This is a genomic window from Bradyrhizobium sp. HKCCYLRH2060 (assembly GCF_051168135.1).
Classification (GTDB): Bacteria; Pseudomonadota; Alphaproteobacteria; order Rhizobiales; family Xanthobacteraceae; genus Bradyrhizobium.
In genome coordinates, this window is record NZ_JBNPUK010000019.1 from 69,310 (window position 1) to 86,261 (window position 16,952).

A 16,952-nucleotide genomic window follows, 5' to 3' on the forward strand; every position below is an offset into this window, starting at 1 on the left:
TCACCGGAACGCACTTGGCGGAGCTGGTGCCAAGCCTCGGCCGCTCGCGCGCTATGGTTCCTTCACAGCCGAGAGGTGTGCCTTCAGCCCTGCGGCCCCGACCGCCCCGGGGACTATGCTGTCGCCGACGACATAACCCGGCGTGCCATTGATGCCGAGCGCCGAGGCAAGGCGCGTGTTCTGCTGCAGGGCCTCGTTCACCTCGACGCTCGCCGCATCCTTCTCGATCTCGCCTGCGTTGAAGCCGAGATCTGCGGCCACCTCAAGCGCCGCGGCACGATCGACCCTTCCCTTCTTCGCCAGCAGGCGGCGATGAAACTCCAGGGATTCCCCGGCACTGGGATGATGCATCTGCAGCGCGATCGCGACCTTCGCGGCTTCGACGGAGTCCGGCCCGAGAATCGGAAGCTCTTTGAGCACGATGCGCACGTTCGGTTCGTCGGCGATCAGCGCAAGGGTGTCGCCGAGCGCCTTGCGGCAATAGCCGCAGTTGAAGTCGTAAAATTCGACCACCGTCCTGGTGCCGTCAGCGGCGCCGAGTGTCGTCTGCAACGGCGCGTTGTACAGCGCCTTGGCGTTGTCACTGATCGCCTGCTTGACGCTGGCCGCCGCAGCCGCGGGCGCGGTCTGGGCGACAGCGTTGCGCTTGGCAATCAGCGCCATCAGGGCAGTGCGCACCGCCTCCGGGTGATCAGCCAGGTATTTCTCGATTGCCGGCCCCAGGGCTTCCGGGTGCGCGGCGAGGTATTGCTGGATCGCCTGGTCGATGTCCGCGCGCTGCCACTCAGCCTGGGCTGTCCTGGGTACGGCGATCGCCGCGGCAGCGAGCGTGACTGCTGTGATGGCACGAATACGAATGCGCGAGAGCTTCGGCATGTCAGTTACTCCAATCATCCCTCAGTTCCTTCCACTCGTGTTCTTCACCACGACAAGCGAGCACTGCATCATCATCGGCACCACACAAAGCTCCTAGCGACCTCTCTCGAGCGGCGGTGGTGCAGTCCAGCGAGGCGCAAGCGGCGCAATGCGACCACGTGCGGCCGGCCAGCAGCGCTTGCCGAGTGGCCCGGGAACCATGCCGGGCGGGCAGGTGATCGGGCCTGTGTTAGACGGCGCGCGCTTGTCTGGAACCTTGGGTATCGAGGGACGTCGCGGTGACGGCCCGGGCACGACAGGCACAGGCGAGGGTTTTCGCGCCACGCAAACGCCCTCGTCGTCGCGAACCTTGCCCGCGGCGCAGGGCTCTTGCGGAACGGACTTCTTCTGGGCAGGCGCAACACATCGCGAGCGATCCTTCGGATTGACGGCGGCCGGACAGCACTCGCCGCTCGTCGTCAGGTTTGCGGTCGCGCAGCACTTGCCCGCCGCGGTCGGGACATAGCCTGCGGCACAGCAAAGCGAGATCTTGGGAATCTTGAACGTTGGCTGGCACTGTGTCCCGTCGGCGCTCGGCGTCTGTCCGATCGGACAGCAAACCCCTTTCGAAGTCGCCTGGCTTTTCAGGCAGCATTTGCCCGCGATCTTCACATAGCCGGGCGAACAGCAATCCGGGCACTTTCCGTTTGGGATTTTCGGAATGGAGGGCTCGCAAACGCCATTCACGAGAGCGCTCAGGCAGCAAGCCTGAACGCCACCCGGACCGGAATAGATGTGATCGTTGTTGCAGCACTCCTGCTTGGGGCCGATCGCCGTCTGGGTGACCCCGCACATCGGTTTGGCAATGTCAGTCGATGGAATCGAGCCGCTCGAACAGGCACCGCCGGGTCCGAGGTCGGCAGGTGAACAGCACCTGCCGCCCAGGAGGATTTCAGGCGGCGCGCAGTTCGACGCGCAAGCGCCCTTGCTCCACACCTGATTGATCGGACAGACCGGGAAACCCGGGGGACCGCACACATGCGTCTGACAGGCGCGGAAACTCGGCGGTGGCAGCGGCACGCCGGCCGGGAGCGGGCCCGGGAGCAGCTCCGCCGGCTGCTCCGCGCAGATCCGCAGGATACCAATGTCTCCCAGATGCCCCCGGGCCGACAGATCGGGCGGCGCATCGGCATAATCGATGAAATAGCTCATCCGCGGCGGCGCATCGCCACGACGGATGCGCCAAGCTGGATTTCCCTGCAGGCCGTCGATTGCGAGCATGTCCGTGTGACCAAGCTCTGCGGAGAGCTTGGGGTCGGTCGTGTAGCGCAACTGTTCTCCGGTGATCCAGACGAAGCCGCCGCAGGAGCGGGGATTGATGTTGCCGCGCTCATCGTAGCTGTAGCCGATGGCGACGCCGCCATTGTCGTTGCGGAAGGTCTCGGGGAAGCCCACCGCATATTCGTCCGGCACGGCCTGCCAGATCGGCTGTTGGGCCTCGGTGACGCCGATCATGGTATAGCGCAGCGCGCGACCGACCGATGGCGCCGACAGCGCCTCGAAATCCTGCGCGCCAGTCGGCGCCGGCCGCTCGGCAAGATACATCCGCCCTGCATCATCGAAGGTGATGCGCGAGATTTCGGTCGGGCCGGCCGCGGGTGGCACTGCGACCTCGATCCTGATGTCCGAGCCGAACGAACCATCCGGCTTGAGGCCGACCGACCAGATGCGCAGTCCGTCGGCGACAGCATAATAGAGACGACGATCGCGTATCGCGAGACCGAACACGCGCCGTGCCGTCGCGGCATAGCCCCAGGTCTCGGGGCGGGCGCTATCAAACTGTGGGCTCGCGAGATTAATGCCGGCCCCGCCAGCAGCGGGCATCGGCGCAAGCCCGACGGCGGCCGTGCCGGCGGTGCCGTGATCGTAGACGCCGAGATCCGCGCCGTTCGGGTCGAGGCGATGGATCAGGCCGGTCTCGCGGTCGGCGACGAACAGCGACTTCGTGGCAGAATCATACGCGAGCGCGCCGAGCGCTGCGCCCGAGTTCGCCTTTCCCTCAGTGAGGACGTTCGCAAATAGCTTCACCTCGCCGGTAAGGCCGTTGATCTTCCAGATCGACCCAGGGCCTCCTCCGGGGCCCCATTGTGCCGGCATGAAGACTGCACCGGTCCTCCCGGATCTGATGTGCTGCGGCTTGCCATCCGATCCGGGTGCGACGATGGGCAGCCCATAGGCCGATGTCGCCGCGACATAGATGTTGGGGGGCGACTGGTCGTCCAGCGCAACACCGAACACCTGTCCGATCCACTTCGCGCTCACCGTGAACGGTTTCGGAGCGCCGACCACCTGTGCTTCCGGCGGCCCGCCCATGCGGCTGAGATCAACGACGCGCAGCGACGGTCCGTCTGGATTAATGAAGGAGTTCAGATCGGGGTCCTGGCCAGGCTCGATCTCGAACGGACGCAGACCGCCGGAGAAGCCGGTGACGACCGCCTGGCCCGGCGCGTAGATGCTCCGGGGGGCCTGAGCCGATGCCGTGCTGACGAGCGCGAGTGCCAAGCTCGACACGATGACGATGCGCAGCATCGCACGGGCGGCGATAGCCAACGAGGTATGACGACAATATTCCATGATGCTCTGTCGCCTCATTTCGGGGGCTCAGGTCGCGGAACGCAGGTGCCGCTCTTCGGGTCGGGGATGGTGTCCAGCGGGCAGCATTGCCCGCAGGAGGTCATCTGGGCCGGATTGCAGCAGCTCCCATCGAACGCCATGCCTTGGCTCGGATCGGCGCACGGCGTGATGCAGTCGCCGATGCCGCCGATGCGAACCTGTCCGGTGGGGCACGCCGGCGGCGGACACATGCCGAACGGCGCAAAGCCCAGGTTGGCGGGCTGGTTCGTGTTGTCACACAGACATGACGAGATCCCGCTCGGCATCATGGCGCCGGGATGCGTGCCGTCCGGGCACTCGCACGCGAAGGCGTATCGATGATCGCCTGAATCAGGATTGGGGACTTCCTGCCAGTCAGCCTTCATCGGCGACGGGCAGAAGCAATACTGCACTCCTTCGCAACCTGTACCCTCAGCGGAAGGGGGCAACTGCTCGATGAGTGTTCCCTCGGCAGTCGTCGTGCATGCCAATGTCGGCTGCCACGGCTCCATGTAGCTCCCCGTGCTTTGGCAGCTCGGGATGGAGTGGCCGATCGAGCCGGGCGCAACACATGCAGGGTCATGCATTCTGGTGAGGAAGTCCTTGCCTTCACACTTCTTCAGGTCGATGGCAGCGCAATTGGCGAAACGGGGCGGTGGTCGCGTGCAATCGCAAGCGCCGAGACCAATCTCTTCCTGAAGCCAGCACAGCGCGTCCTCCATGCATTGCCCGATGTCCGAGCCAAGGGAACCCGCCCCCTGCTCGGTTGAGCAGGCGCATTGCATGACCTTCGCGGGCGAACCGACGGCGGACAGCACATTGGCGAGCTCCCCGAGCAGGCCCTGTCCAATCTTCGAGCCGCCCGCCGACTGCAGTTGGGCGAGGATCTGGGTGAGGTTTCCCTGTACTTTGCTGCAGAACGAGTTGACCGCGCCTTGCCCCGCAGCGCCGGCGACCTCGGTGAGGACCCCGGTGGCTGCAGCCGCCGCAGCGCACCCAGCTCCGTCCGCACAGGCATCCGCGCAACTCGACAGTCCGCCCACCGTCTGTTTGGCAGCATTGAATATGTCGCTTGGGTTGCAGCCTGCTCGCGCCGGCGACGCTAACAGCAGCATTGCGGCGGCGATCGCTGCGCCGTGGAACCACCAACTTCCTCGAAGTTGCATGACCATCGCCCGCCACTGACTTGGCCCGATAGAGATAACCGAACCCGCGTCCATTGAATTTGAGATGCGTCAATCGATAGACGGCCGATCGTGCCGGCCGTGGCGTCACGACGCCAATCTCATTTCACCGCCTGCTTCGGCACACAGGTGCCGCTGTTCGGGTCAGGTATCGTGCCCACCGGACAACATTGCCCGCAGGACGTCATCTGCGCGGGATTACAGCAACTGCCATCAAACGCCATGCCCTGGGTTGGATCGGAGCACGGTGTCACACACGCACCGGTCAGGCCCATACGCGTCTGTCCCGCGGGGCACGCCGGCGGCGGACACATGCCGAACGGCGCAAAACCCAGGTTCGCCGGCTTACCCGTGTTGTCGCAGAGGCACTGAGACAAGCCGCTCGGTAGGATCGGGCCTGGGTGTGTTTGATGATCCGGATTGTTGGCCTCATATGGACAATCGCAGGCGAATAGCCAGCGATGCACGTCGCTGTTCGGATTGGAGATCTCGTGCCAGGCCGGCACCATCGGCTTGGGACAAAAGCAAGATATGACCGGGTCACAACCCGTATCCTCTTGCGTGGGAGGTAGTTGAACGGCCAGCGTTCCCTCCGCCGACTCAATCCTCTCCACCGTTGGGATATTGTCGCCGTAGCCGCACTTCTGCCACTTGTCATTGCAGTTCGCAATCGAGCTGTAGGGAACGCAGGCGGGGTCCTTCATCTGATCGAAGTGACCTTCCGTCTGGCAATGCTTGACGTCGACCGATCCGCAATAAGCCATCTGAGGCGGTGGCCGCGAGCAATTGCAGCCGATCCCCAGCCCCCCGCACAACGCATCTTGAATGCACGCGCCGATATCGGCGCCGATCGAATTCGTGCTCTGCTCCGTTTCACAGGCGCACTGCACAACCTTGGCAGCTGAGCCCACGGCTGCGAGCTCAGTTGACAAATCGCCGAGCACTTCCTTCGCGATTGCATTGCCGAATATCGTGTTCAGCGCACCGACGATATCCTTTCCCTTCACTTTGGCTTCCGCGCAGAATTGATCGACCAGCCCTTGTCCTTTTCCGGTGTCCGATCCTTCGAGGGCGACCCCCGCAAGAGCTATTTCAAGTGCGACCGCGGCAGCGCAGGATGCGTCATCCTCGCAAACAGACTTGCAGTCCGATGTTGCCTTGAGCGTTCCGCAGAACGCGTTGGCAACGTCCTCGAAGCTGCATCCTGCGCTCGCAGAGGAGCCGAGCAGCGCGACTGCCGCCATGACGGCGACACCTTGGATCCACCAGCCCGTGGGAAATGTCATCGTCGTCGTCCCAGCCCGGATACCTCCAGCTTAGGCAAAGTCCAATCTATTGAAATTGAGATGCCTCAATCGACGCGGCATGCTCGTCACGTCATCGACGACGGCGCCTTCAGCTTTCCTTGTACGCGTGGCCCCGAAGACAGCGGGGCGAAACCGCCCGTCGCAGCGGACCCGAATTCGACCCTCCAAGATCCTTCGCCTTCGCGCTGACGATGACTGCGACCCGTCCAGCTTCATCTGACGCATCTCGGAAGCTCATTGAGCAGCAGGCCTCGCGGTCGGCCGAGGATTATGTGGTCCTTGCCGAGCAGGCGAGCGGCCCCATTTCGCGGCGCAATGCACCATCCTACATCTGGGGCGCCGCCCTGGACGAACTCGCGCGCATGCAGCCGGATGCACGGATCGTCAATCTCGAAACGGCCGTGACCCACAGTAACGACGGGGCTCACAAGGGTATCAACTACCGCATGAGCCCAGAGAACGCGGACTGCCTCATCGCAGCAGGAATCGACCGCTGTGTCCTGGCCAATAACCACGTGCTCGACTGGGGCTACGCCGGCCTGGACAGCGCTGAGCTGTGACAGCGAAGAGATCGTCGAGGCCGTAAGCCGGAGAGGGATGCGTGATTATGTACGATCGGTGATCGAAGCGCGACGGCAGGTCCCATCGCGCATTGCTACGATAGCCAAGGATCCATCGAGCTATGATCTCGTTGTTGTCGGCACGCCGGTGTGGGCCTGGTCGCTTTCGTCGCCCGTCCGCGCCTTCCTGCTGGCAAGCAGGTCAAGACTTCCTGCGGTGGCGTTCTTTTGCACGCTGGGCGGGGCAGGCAGCGACAGAGCCTTCGGCCAGATGCAGGAACTCGCGGGCAAGCCTCCAGTCGGATGTCTCGCAATCACGGCACGTGAGGTCGCATCGGCTACGTACCAAGCGAAGGTCGTAATGTTTGCGGAGGCCCTGCAGCGCAGTCTGGCCGAGCAGCGTGAAAGAGCGGCGCCAACTGCGGCCTGAATGGCTGCGTGCTGATAGGCAGCCTGCGACATTTCAGCGAAGCGCGCCGAGCAGATCGCTCCGCGATACGGTTGGGCTGCGGCGAGGTGTGTCAACCGGCGTGCAAGATATTGGACGCCGGTGGGCATCGAAAGTGCGCTCGGCAAGGGTGTGAGCGCCGGCCGTCTGCCTTGGCGGGTGTCAGCTTGAGACGGTGACCGTCTCGGCGAGATCCTGGGGTGCTTCGGCATTGCCCGGCGCAGCATCCATGAGACGCGAGCAGTCATACCTCGGCCGCAGAAGCGGTCGAGTTCAGGATTCGACAGAGACGAACGGCCGGTCCGGCGGGCGAACGACAAGCACTGGCACGTTGCTGTGTGTCAGTACTTTGTTCGTTTCGCTTCCGAGCATGATGGCGGTGATCCCGCGCCTGCCGTGCGATGCCATGACGATCAGGTCGCATGACCTCGCTTTCGCCATGTCGACTATGGCCAGATAAGGATGATCATGTTCGACATGCACGGCCTCGCAGCCGACGCCAGCGGCCAACGCGACCTCCTTGGCCGCATCGAGGTACTTCGTGGCAAGGGCCGCGACCTGCTTCGCGTACTGCGCCGGCGTGTCCGTGACCATTGCCGGCTCGACGGCAAAGGTGTGGAAGGGGGTGGATACGGTCAATATCGTGACCTTGGCGCTAGCCGACTTGGCGAGGGCGATGCCGTACTCAACCGCAGCCTGCGACAACGTCGAGCCGTCCGTCGGGATTAGAATATGTTTATGCATGCGGCATCCTGACTGTGAAACCATTGCGGCCCGACCGATGCAGTTCTCGACCACGGTTCCGCGTGCCGCAAAGCGGAGCCGCTAAAGAAAGCGTAGGCACTTGCAGCAACCGTGATGACAGGCTGCTATTGTTTCGATCTTGCAGGCGGGGAGGTTGATTTCCATCAAGCTCCAACACCAAGGCTGGTCCTGCATCCAGCCGGAGGGGTGTCAGACCCGCTTGCCGGAGTCGGGATCGAACAGCTTCGCCTTGTCCATGTTGACCTCGAAAGAATAGAGGCTGCCGACAGGCGCCTTGTCCTCGGGGTGGACGCGCGCGATCATCTCTACACCGCCCAGATCGAACACGATCATGGTATCGGGTCCGGTCGGTTCGACCACATCGACTGGACGTTGGAACGTGCAGAGCAACCCGCTCGGCTTCTGGGTGCCTGACGGGTGATGATTTCCGGCCGGAGTCCCAGTTTCAGATGGCGCCCGACATGAGCGCCAATCGAGGCTGACGCTCCCCGCGGAACGGCAAGTCGCACATTGCCGCGCGCGTCTTCCACTTCGAGCCAGATTCCATCACCCTGAACGACGCGTGCCGGCACCAGGTTCATCGCCGGCGAGCCCATGAAACCTGCAACGAACAGGTCCGCCGGCTGCTCATAGACGGTTTCCGGCGCGGCGAACTGACGGATCCGCCCATTGTCCATCACGGCGATGCGTGAAGCCAGCGTCATCGCCTCCACCTGATCATGAGTGACATAGATGATGGTCTGCCCGAGCCGGGCGTGCAGCTTCTTGATCTCGGTGCGCATCTCCACCCGCAGCTTGGCATCGAGATTGGACAAAGGCTCGTCGAACAGAAAAACATCGGGCTCGCGCACCAGCGCCCGTCCCATGGCGACGCGCTGGCGCTGTCCGCCGGATAGCTGGCCGGGCTTGCGCTGCAGTAGCTGCTCAATATGCAGCAGTTCGGTCACGCGCGCGAGAGCCTGCTGCTGCTGCACCTCCGGGATTCGCCGCGTCACCATCCCGAACAGGATGTTGTCGCGGACGGTCTTGGTCGGATAGAGCGAATAGGACTGAAACACCATTGCGATGTTTCGATCCTTTGGCGGTACATCATCGACGATCCGGTCGCCGATCCGGACCCGGCCTTCCGACAATGTCTCGAGCCCGGCCACAACGTTGAGCAGGGTCGACTTGCCGCAGCCCGAAGGCCCGACCAGCACGACGAATTCGCCATCGGCGATTTCGAGGTCGATGCCGTCGAGCACCGCAGTTGCGCCGAATTGCTTGTAGACCTTGTCGAGACATATAGAAGCCACGGTCAACCTTTCACGGCACCAGCGGAGAGCCCGCGCAAGAAATAGTTTCCGGCGATGATATAGACGGCCAGCGTGGGCAGAGCAGCGATGATGGCCGCCGCCATGTCGACATTGTATTCCTTGACGCCCGTCGAGGTCGCGACCAGATTGTTCAGCGCAACCGTGACCGGGTTGCTGTCGCCGGCCGTGAAGGCCACTCCAAACAGATAGTCGTTCCAGATCTGGGTGAACTGCCAGATCACGGTCACCACGATGGTCGACGGCGCGAGCGGGAGCACGACCTGGAAGAAGATCCGGAAGAAGCCCGCGCCGTCGATCTTGGCCGCATTCATGATGCCGTCCGAGACGGTGACGAAGAAGTTGCGGAAGAACAGCGTCGTGAACGGAATTCCATAGATCACGTGGACCAGCACCAGTCCGGGAATGGTGCCGGCCAGATCGAGGATGCCGAGGGTACGCGCCATCGGCAACAGAACGACCTGAAAGGGAATGAAGGCGCCGAACAGGATCAACCCGAACAACGTCTCTGAGCCGGGAAACCGCCACTTCGCCAGGGTATAGCCGTTGACGGCGCCAAGCATGGTGGAGAGGCATACCGACGGAACGACCATCAGAACCGAATTCCAGAGATAGGGCTTGAGCCCGGCGCAGCGTACCCCGACACAGGCGGATTCCCAGGCTTTCGGCCACGCCTCGAAGGTGACGGCGCGTGGAAGGCTGATCAGCGAGCCGGTACGAATCTCCGCGAGCGACTTCAATGATGTCGCCACCATCACCAGCAACGGCAGCAGGTAGTAGAGAACGAACAGGCCGAGGATCGCGAACAGGACGCCGCGCAGCACCGTGGTTCGGATACCGGTCGGGCGGACGATGCCGGGCGCGCGCGAGCGGATCATTGGCGCTCCGTCCGCAGCTCGGACCATAGATATGGCACCATGATCGCCACCACGGTCGCCAGCATCATGGTTGCGCTCGCCGCCGCGGTCCCGAGCTCGCTGCGCTGGAATGCGAACGAGTACATGAAGGTCGCAGGCATATCGGTCGCATAGCCTGGCCCGCCGTTCGTCAATGCAATGACGAGGTCGAAGCTCTTGATCGCGAGATGGCTCAGCACGACAAATACTGACAGAAAGATCGGCCGCAGCATCGGCAGCACGAGCTGGATATAGAGGCGGAACGGACCGGCACCATCGACCGCCGCGGCCTTGAGAACATCGTCGTCGATCGAGCGCAGGCCCGCGAGAAATAGCGCCATGGCATAGCCGGAAGATTGCCAGATGCCGGCAATCACGACGGTGTAGATTGCCATGTCCGGATTGACCAGCCAGTCGAAGCGAAAGCTCGTAACGCCGAGCGACTGCACCATCTTTTCCAGTCCGAGACCAGGGTTGAGGATCCATTTCCAGGCGGTGCCGGTGACAATGAACGACAATGCCATCGGGTAGAGATAGATGGTGCGGATCACGCCTTCGACGCGGATGCGCTGGTCGAGCAGGATCGCCAGCATGATGCCGATAACGGTGCAGCCGCCCATGAACAGGGTGGTGAAGATGAACAGGTTGGCGATCGCCACATACCAGCGCGGCGTCGCCCACAGCCGCGCGTATTGGACGAGCCCGGCAAAGCTGTAATCGGGCAGGACGCTGGACCGGGTGAACGAGATGTAGATCGTCCAGGCAATGAACAGATACACGAACACGAACACGGCCGCGCCGGACGGACTTATGACCAGGCGCGGCAGCCAAGTGTCGACACGTCGCAGGAATCGATGGAGCGCTGCGTGGGGCATGGCGATGGTACTGCTCGACGGACATGAGGCGCTGCAGACGGCAGCGCCGTTCGTCTTATGACCTCGCGCGCCTGATCGCCTCCATCAATCGTTTGACAGCGTCCTGCGAGCTCATGTCCGAATTGAAATGGTTGGTCACGACGTCCAGGATCTCGCCGCGTACCGAACGCGACACCGCCATTTCATGCGCCATGCTTGGAACCAGGGTATTCGCCTTGGTGTCCGCAGCCAGATCGTCCATCGATTTCCGCGCGCAGGAATCGAACTTGTCGCGCGGCACGCCGAGCCGTGCGGGGATCGACCCCTTGTTGAGGCTGAACGTCTCTTGGAAACCCTCCGACATGATCAGGCTGGCAAGCACCTTCTGACCCTCCAGCTTGTCGACACCGTTCACCTTGAACATCGCGATGCTGTCCGAATTCAAGATGAAGCCCGGCAGGCCCGGCGCCGGAATGCACAAGAAATCCTGGCCAGCCACTTTTCCGGCCGCCACGAACTCGCCTTTCGCCCAATCTCCCATCAGCTGGAAGCCAGCCTGGCCGTTCATGATGGTGGCCGTGGCGAGGTTCCAGTCGCGGCCGGAGAAATCCGGGCTGACATAGGAACGCAGCTTGCGCATCTGGTCGAACACCTTGATCATCGTGCTGCTGGTGATCGCTTTTTCGTCGAGTTCGACCAGCGCTTTGCGATAGAAATCCGCGCCACCCAACCCGAGCACGACCGTCTCGAACAAGGTCGCGTCCTGCCATGGCTGGCCACCATGCGCCAGCGGCGTGATCCCCGCGGCTTTGAGCTTGTCCGCTGCGGCGTTGAACTCGTCCCAGGTTGTCGGCGGCAAGACGCCCGCTTTGGCAAGCACCGCCGGGTTGGCCCAGATCCAGTTGACCCGATGGATGTTGACGGGGGCGGCCACGTATTTGCCGTCGAACTTCATGATCGACGCAAGCACCGGCGGCAGCAGCTCGTCCCACTTTTCCGCCCGAGCGACCGCATCGATATCGGTGAGTACGCCCTGGCGCGCCCATTCCTGGATATTCGGTCCTTTGAGTTGGACCGCGCTCGGCGGATTGCCGGCAACAACGCGCGCTCGCAAGGCGGTCATGGCGGCGTCGCCACCCCCGCCAGCGACTGGAGAATCGATCCATTTGCCGCCTTGGGCTTCGAAGGCGCTCTTCAGCGTGGCGATCGCCTTGGCTTCGCCACCGGATGTCCACCAGTGCAGCACCTCGACGGTGCCGCCGGCCTGGCAGACGCTGGGGAAGGCGAGGACGCCAAGCAACATGCCTAGTGCTGCAGTATGACCGCCGAGCCGCATGGGAAGTCTCCTCATCCTTCTCGCTTCTCGTTAAAGTTTGGTCTCGATTGACCTGAAGTTGTGGAAAGCTGACATGTCCATCGCCAAGAGCGTTGACCTGCGTCAACAATGTCGACGGTCGCTTGAGAGCTGGTAGATCGGCAGCAACTCGACAACGTCCAAGCCCTGGCTGTCGCGCTGGGTGTTGAGCCTTCCGATCTGCTGAAGCCGACTCTCTAAAAGAGGACGTTTGGAAAGATAGCTGGTGAACCGGCACGGTCAGCAACAGCGATCCTGCAATATCGGATCACCGGCACGTTGCACCTCGGCGTTCGGGCGTCCGTCAGCGCGGAAGCATAGCGTTCAAGGCGAAACTCAGAAGAGCCGGACGATCTCGGGGCCAAGATCGTCGTCTGGTTGCGCTTCGCTTGCCGGCAGTTGGAGAGTCGTGCGCGGACGGGCAGGGGCTACGTCCCATGCTGGTGGCATTCACCTTCGGCGGGCTATCGAAGCGCCCAGAAGGAACGCGAACAGCAGAGAAGCAAGCGGGGCCCGGCGGGCGGCGTTGCTTAGGACGCTGAGCGGCATGCCTGGCTTGCGCCCGGACTCCACGGCGCTGCGCACCTGCTTCGCAGCCTGCTTTACGAGACCAGCGAAGGAGCCAAAGGCGGTCTTCTTGTCCTCGGCAGGATAGAGCCCTTCATAGATGAACGGCGGGAGCGATGGATCGTCTCTCATGGTCGTTTTCTCGTTTTGCGGGATGCGCTTGTTTGCCTGTTGGCATCAATGGCGCGGAATTGGAGATGGTTCCGCGCCTCCCCCTTGGGCGCGGTTGTGATCCTGAGGCCGTGGCTTTGGCGGGTCGTCCTAGCCCAGCCCAACCATTGGACGGTGCGGGCGCCGCTAAAATTTCCCATTTGAGATCAAGGCGCCTCAATAGAAGGAGGGGTGCGCAAGCCATTGATCTCATTTCTGGTCTTTCGCCCCTGTCGTGCCCCACACGACCGGAGGCTGCGGGCAAAGGCCTGTTCTCTCTCCGTCCATCTAGCCTCCAGAGATGGGGCGCTCAAATGAACGGCCTCAGCGCGTCCACAGTCGCGACATAGCGGTCCAAGGTCGAAATATTGCGCTGAGGCGGGTCAGGACTGGTGCCGCCTCGTGATCGCGATGCGCGTCGCCTGGCCGTACAGCCCCGCCATCTGGTCAAGCTGAGCCGCTGTCGCGGCGCAGCCGTCGATCCAGCCGGGTAGGCCGTCGAACATCGGCGGCAGGGTTGCCGCGCGCAAGGCCGCATAATCCTCGGTGACGGCGCGGCCGCGTGTCGTGGCGCGGTAGCGTGTCTCCTTGCGTGAGGAACGGCCTTCGGTCTCGATCAGCCCGGCGCGGACCAGCTTGCGCGTCGCATATTGCAGATTGGGCACGTCGACGCGGTTGAGCAGTTGGCCAACCTCGGCGAGCCGCTTCGGCTCGTCGCCCATGCGTACGACATTGAGGACGGCGACATCGTCGCCGGTCAGCGGCACCTCGCAAACGGCGGCGAGGCAGGACGCCTTCCAGCGATAATAGGACTGGGCCAGCCGCTCCAGCGCGAATTCGAAGTCGGACAGCCGTCGCTCGGTGTCACTGCGCGCAAGATGCCACGCTCCCTTCGCGTCGCCTTTGCTGCCGCTCTCGGCCTCATCGCGAGCCGCCTCTGACCGTGACCGCGCCTTGCGGCCCGCCACTCTCGCCTTCACCGCCACGGTCTTGCGCCTCGCCCCAGCGCTCGTCGTCCTCTTCAATAGCCCGTCTCCCGATGCCGCTCCGCACAATGCGTGTGCAGCGCATGCTCAATCTCTGCTGTTTACATCCAACGTTTTTACATTAAAAATTCAATGAAGAAAACACATCAGGCGCGGCGTCACCGTGGACGTCGGCCGGCAGAACCGGGGAGCACGACAGTGGCTGGTCAGTGGATCGACATCGCCGCCGCCGATGGCGGCACGTTCAAGGGCTATCTCGCGGTGCCCGCGTCAGGCTCCGGTCCCGGCATCGTGCTCCTGCAGGAGATCTTCGGCGTCAACGCCTCGATGCGCGCGGTCGCCGACTATTATGCTGAGGAAGGGTATGTGGTGCTGGCGCCGGACCTGTTCTGGCGCTTCGAGCCGGGCATCGAGCTCGGCTATGGTGAGGCGGATTTCGGTAAAGCCTTCGGCTACTACCAGCGCTTCGACGTCAATCTCGCGATCAAGGACACGGCCGACGCGCTGAAGGTGCTGCGCGCCCGTCCCGAGTGCAAGGGCAAGGTCGGCGCGCTCGGCTTCTGCCTCGGCGGCAAGCTCGCTTATCTCACCGCCGCCCGCACCGACGTCGATTGCGCCGTCTCCTATTATGGCGTTGGCATCGAGGCCGATATCGCCGAGGCCAAGAACATCAAGGGCCCGATCGTCTTCCACTTCGCCGAGCTCGACAAGTTCGCGCCCGCCGAGGCGCGCGAGGCGGTCAAGGCCGGCTTTGCCGGCCGCGACGATGCCGAGTTCTATCTCTATCCAGGCTGCGACCACGCCTTCGCCGCGCCGGAGCGCTCCAGCTTCGACAAGCCGGCGACCCTGATGGCGCATTCGCGCTCGATCGCGCTGTTCCGGAAAGTGCTCGGCCCGCACTACGATCTGTCGTCGCTGTGGGACCGTCACACCGAGCTCGAATTCGCCACCCGCTCGGCGGAGGCGACGATGGGCACGATGGTCGCCGAGCCCTACGTCAACCACATCCCGACCATGACCGGCGGCGTCGGCTACAAGGATCTCTTGAGGTTCTACGCCAACCATTTCATTCCGAAGACGCCGGCGGACACCAAGCTGGTGCCGATCTCGCGCACCATCGGCGCCGACCGCGTCGTCGACGAGATGCTGTTCTGCTTCACCCACGACATCGAGATCGACTGGATGCTGCCCGGCATCCCGCCGACCGGCAAATATGTCGAGATTCCGCTGGTTGCGATCGTCCGCTTCCGCGGCGACAAGCTCTACAACGAGCACATCTACTGGGATCAGGCCTCGGTGCTGGTGCAGATCGGCCTGCTCGATCCGGCGAAGCTCCCGGTCGCCGGCATCGAGACGGCGAAGAAGCTGGTCGACGAATCCTTGCCCTCGAACACGCTGATGAAGCGCTGGGCCGAGAGCGCGCCGAACTGATCAATTCGTCCGGCGGCGTCGGCAGGGACGTCGCTTCTCTTCGCTCATCGTCCTTCGTCCATGCGGAGTTGCATCACCATGCGTGACCATCAGATCTCTCGTCGTACGATGTTGCAGCTCGCAGGCGCAGCTGCGTTGCCACTCGCCACCGGCCTGCCGCTGCGCCCCGCCAGTGCCGCGCCGGGCACGCTGACCATCGCCTACAACGTCAACCTGCCGTCGTTCGATCCGACCGTCGGCGTCTCGGCGGTCAATCCGACCATCCAGTCGATCTACCAGGCCATCTTCGATCCCTATATCGGCCAGGCCGCCGATCTCTCGTTCAAGCCGGGCCTCTTGACGAAGTGGGGCTGGAACGAGGACCGCACCAAGGTCACGATGGAGCTGCGCTCCGACGCGACCTGGCATGACGGCTCCAAGGTGACGCCGGAGGACGTGGTGTGGTCGCTGACCCGCGCCGCCGATCCGAAGGGCGGCAACCCGATCCAGTTCGTCTGGTCGAAGATCAACAACTTCAAGATCGACGGCCAGACCATCACGGCCGACGTGGTAGAGTTCGAGCCGGTGCTATTCAAATGGATGGCGTTCCTCACCGGCTACGTGCTGCCCAAGGCCTATTACGAGAAGGTCGGCGCGGAGGGCTTTGAGAAGGCGCCGATCGGCTCCGGCCCGTACAAGGTCGATGCCTTCGAGCGCAACGCGTTCCTGCGGCTGAAGGCGCATCCCGGCTATTGGGGGCCGAAGCCGGCGTTCGAGACCGTCGTCTTCAAGTTCGTCACCGATCCGACCAGCCGCGTCGCCGAGATCGAGTCCGGTGGCTCCGACATCACCTTCGAGATTCCCTATGAAGAGTTCGACCGCCTCAAGGCCAAGCCGAATTTGGCAGGCCTGACGCAGCCGATCTCCGACATCGGAATGATCTTCCTTACCGACATCGATCCGATGCTCGACCGCAACATCAGGCTCGCCGCCAACCACGCCATCGACAAGAAGGCGATCGTCGACAAGCTGCTGCGCGGCTATGGCGTGCCGATCGACACCTTGGAAGCTCCGGGCTACGCCGCCTTCGATCCCTCGATCAAGGTCGCCTATGATCCGGAGCTCGCCAAGAGCCTGCTCGCCCAGAGCGGCTACTCGGCCGCTAAGCCGGTCAAGTTCACCATCCAGACCACGCGCGGCTTCAAGCCGAAGGACTACGAAATGGTCCAGGCGATCGCCGGCATGTGGCGCAAGGTCGGCATCGAGGCCAACATCGAGGTCTACGAGATCGCGCAGCATTTCGAGCTGCGCGCCCGCCACGCGCTGGCGCCGGCGGCGTTCTACAATTGGGGCAACGCGATCGGCGATCCCACGACCTCGACCGGCTTTGCGATGTTCGGCCCGTCGCCACATTCAGCCTGGAAGGGCAAGGACCTGATCGAGCGCATCGGGCCCTTGTGGGGCGAGAAGGACGAGGCCAAGCGCATCGCCGGCTGGAAAGCGGTCGACAAATACATCGCCGAGGAGGGTGAGGTGATCCCGCTGCTGCAATACGTCCAGCCGATCGTGCACAAGAAGGGCCTCAAGGTGGTGCCGCAGGCCAACGGCATGATCCTGCCGCAGCTCGTGAACCAGGGCTGAGACGGAGTCG

14 protein-coding genes and 1 pseudogene are annotated in these 16,952 nt (G+C 63.2%); 4 read left to right on the top strand and 11 right to left on the bottom strand.

What is annotated here, in order from left to right; translation table 11 throughout:
* Nucleotides 1-51: 51 nt before the first annotated feature.
* From ACQR10_RS28490 to ACQR10_RS28505, 4 genes are all read right to left on the bottom strand, one after another.
* Nucleotides 52-876 carry a DsbA family protein gene (locus tag ACQR10_RS28490; protein ID WP_316218422.1) on the bottom strand — a complete coding sequence of 275 codons (825 nt, stop codon included), beginning with the start codon at nt 874-876 and terminating at the stop codon, nt 52-54.
* 93 nt (nt 877-969) lie between these two features.
* A complete protein-coding gene (locus tag ACQR10_RS28495; protein WP_434864248.1) occupies nt 970-3,228 on the bottom strand; it encodes a hypothetical protein in 2,259 nt (752 codons plus the stop codon).
* A 275-nt stretch (nt 3,229-3,503) separates the two neighbouring features.
* On the bottom strand, nt 3,504-4,673 hold the full coding sequence (locus ACQR10_RS28500; protein WP_316218424.1) for a hypothetical protein: 1,170 nt from the start codon (nt 4,671-4,673) through the stop codon (nt 3,504-3,506).
* A gap of 119 nt (nt 4,674-4,792) precedes the next feature.
* Nucleotides 4,793-5,977 carry a hypothetical protein gene (locus tag ACQR10_RS28505; RefSeq protein WP_316218425.1) on the bottom strand — a complete coding sequence of 395 codons (1,185 nt, stop codon included), beginning with the start codon at nt 5,975-5,977 and terminating at the stop codon, nt 4,793-4,795.
* A 212-nt stretch (nt 5,978-6,189) separates the two neighbouring features.
* Between ACQR10_RS28505 and ACQR10_RS28510 the strand changes: the two genes are divergently transcribed.
* Together ACQR10_RS28510 and ACQR10_RS28515 are read left to right on the top strand one after the other, a co-directional pair.
* Nucleotides 6,190-6,558 (top strand): CapA family protein, encoded by a 369-nt coding sequence (locus ACQR10_RS28510; protein WP_315802382.1) that lies wholly within the window; start codon nt 6,190-6,192, stop codon nt 6,556-6,558.
* Nucleotides 6,559-6,595: 37 nt separating this feature from the next.
* Nucleotides 6,596-6,988, top strand: a complete 393-nt coding sequence (locus tag ACQR10_RS28515) for a flavodoxin family protein (protein ID WP_315802383.1) — start codon at nt 6,596-6,598, stop codon at nt 6,986-6,988.
* A gap of 291 nt (nt 6,989-7,279) precedes the next feature.
* On the opposite strand, the gene ACQR10_RS28520 is transcribed toward ACQR10_RS28515, so the two are convergent.
* The 7 genes and pseudogenes from ACQR10_RS28520 to ACQR10_RS28550 all read right to left on the bottom strand — a co-directional run bounded on the left by ACQR10_RS28520 (nt 7,280) and on the right by ACQR10_RS28550 (nt 13,930).
* Nucleotides 7,280-7,750: a universal stress protein gene (locus ACQR10_RS28520; RefSeq protein WP_316218426.1), complete on the bottom strand. Its 471-nt coding sequence runs from the start codon at nt 7,748-7,750 to the stop codon at nt 7,280-7,282.
* Nucleotides 7,751-7,960: 210 nt separating this feature from the next.
* Nucleotides 7,961-9,066 (bottom strand): annotated as a pseudogene (locus tag ACQR10_RS28525) (ABC transporter ATP-binding protein).
* 2 nt (nt 9,067-9,068) lie between these two features.
* Nucleotides 9,069-9,962 carry a carbohydrate ABC transporter permease gene (locus ACQR10_RS28530; protein ID WP_316218428.1) on the bottom strand — a complete coding sequence of 298 codons (894 nt, stop codon included), beginning with the start codon at nt 9,960-9,962 and terminating at the stop codon, nt 9,069-9,071.
* Complete coding sequence (locus ACQR10_RS28535; protein WP_315802387.1) at nt 9,959-10,855, bottom strand: carbohydrate ABC transporter permease; 897 nt, start codon at nt 10,853-10,855, stop codon at nt 9,959-9,961. The genes ACQR10_RS28530 and ACQR10_RS28535 overlap by 4 nt, the downstream gene beginning before the upstream one ends.
* Before the next feature lie 55 nt (nt 10,856-10,910).
* On the bottom strand, nt 10,911-12,170 hold the full coding sequence (locus tag ACQR10_RS28540; RefSeq protein ID WP_315802388.1) for an ABC transporter substrate-binding protein: 1,260 nt from the start codon (nt 12,168-12,170) through the stop codon (nt 10,911-10,913).
* Nucleotides 12,171-12,638: 468 nt separating this feature from the next.
* Complete coding sequence (locus ACQR10_RS28545) at nt 12,639-12,887, bottom strand: hypothetical protein (protein WP_315802389.1); 249 nt, start codon at nt 12,885-12,887, stop codon at nt 12,639-12,641.
* A gap of 401 nt (nt 12,888-13,288) precedes the next feature.
* The gene (locus ACQR10_RS28550; protein WP_316218429.1) at nt 13,289-13,930 is read right to left on the bottom strand and encodes a helix-turn-helix domain-containing protein; all 642 of its coding nucleotides are present in this window, start codon (nt 13,928-13,930) and stop codon (nt 13,289-13,291) included.
* 159 nt (nt 13,931-14,089) lie between these two features.
* On the opposite strand from ACQR10_RS28550, the gene ACQR10_RS28555 reads away from it, so the two are divergent.
* Entirely contained in the window at nt 14,090-15,322 is a 1,233-nt protein-coding gene (locus ACQR10_RS28555; RefSeq protein WP_316218430.1) for a dienelactone hydrolase family protein, read from the top strand.
* A gap of 78 nt (nt 15,323-15,400) precedes the next feature.
* Nucleotides 15,401-16,942, top strand: coding sequence for an ABC transporter substrate-binding protein (locus ACQR10_RS28560; protein WP_434912150.1), 1,542 nt, complete (start codon nt 15,401-15,403; stop codon nt 16,940-16,942).
* The last annotated feature ends 10 nt before the right edge of the window (nt 16,943-16,952 follow it).

Excerpts from the sequence above, each read along its gene's own strand:
- ACQR10_RS28490 (WP_316218422.1), bottom strand. The coding sequence starts at position 876 with ATGCCGAAGCTCTCGCGCATTCGTATTCGTGCCATCACAGCAGTCACG.
- ACQR10_RS28495 (WP_434864248.1), bottom strand. The coding sequence starts at position 3,228 with ATGGGCGGGCCGCCGGAAGCACAGGTGGTCGGCGCTCCGAAACCGTTC.
- ACQR10_RS28500 (WP_316218424.1), bottom strand. The coding sequence starts at position 4,673 with ATGCAACTTCGAGGAAGTTGGTGGTTCCACGGCGCAGCGATCGCCGCC.
- ACQR10_RS28505 (WP_316218425.1), bottom strand. The coding sequence starts at position 5,977 with ATGACATTTCCCACGGGCTGGTGGATCCAAGGTGTCGCCGTCATGGCG.
- ACQR10_RS28510 (WP_315802382.1), top strand. The coding sequence starts at position 6,190 with ATGACTGCGACCCGTCCAGCTTCATCTGACGCATCTCGGAAGCTCATT.
- ACQR10_RS28515 (WP_315802383.1), top strand. The coding sequence starts at position 6,596 with ATGCGTGATTATGTACGATCGGTGATCGAAGCGCGACGGCAGGTCCCA.
- ACQR10_RS28520 (WP_316218426.1), bottom strand. The coding sequence starts at position 7,750 with ATGCATAAACATATTCTAATCCCGACGGACGGCTCGACGTTGTCGCAG.
- ACQR10_RS28530 (WP_316218428.1), bottom strand. The coding sequence starts at position 9,962 with ATGATCCGCTCGCGCGCGCCCGGCATCGTCCGCCCGACCGGTATCCGA.
- ACQR10_RS28535 (WP_315802387.1), bottom strand. The coding sequence starts at position 10,855 with ATGCCCCACGCAGCGCTCCATCGATTCCTGCGACGTGTCGACACTTGG.
- ACQR10_RS28540 (WP_315802388.1), bottom strand. The coding sequence starts at position 12,170 with ATGCGGCTCGGCGGTCATACTGCAGCACTAGGCATGTTGCTTGGCGTC.
- ACQR10_RS28545 (WP_315802389.1), bottom strand. The coding sequence starts at position 12,887 with ATGAGAGACGATCCATCGCTCCCGCCGTTCATCTATGAAGGGCTCTAT.
- ACQR10_RS28560 (WP_434912150.1), top strand. The coding sequence starts at position 15,401 with ATGCGTGACCATCAGATCTCTCGTCGTACGATGTTGCAGCTCGCAGGC.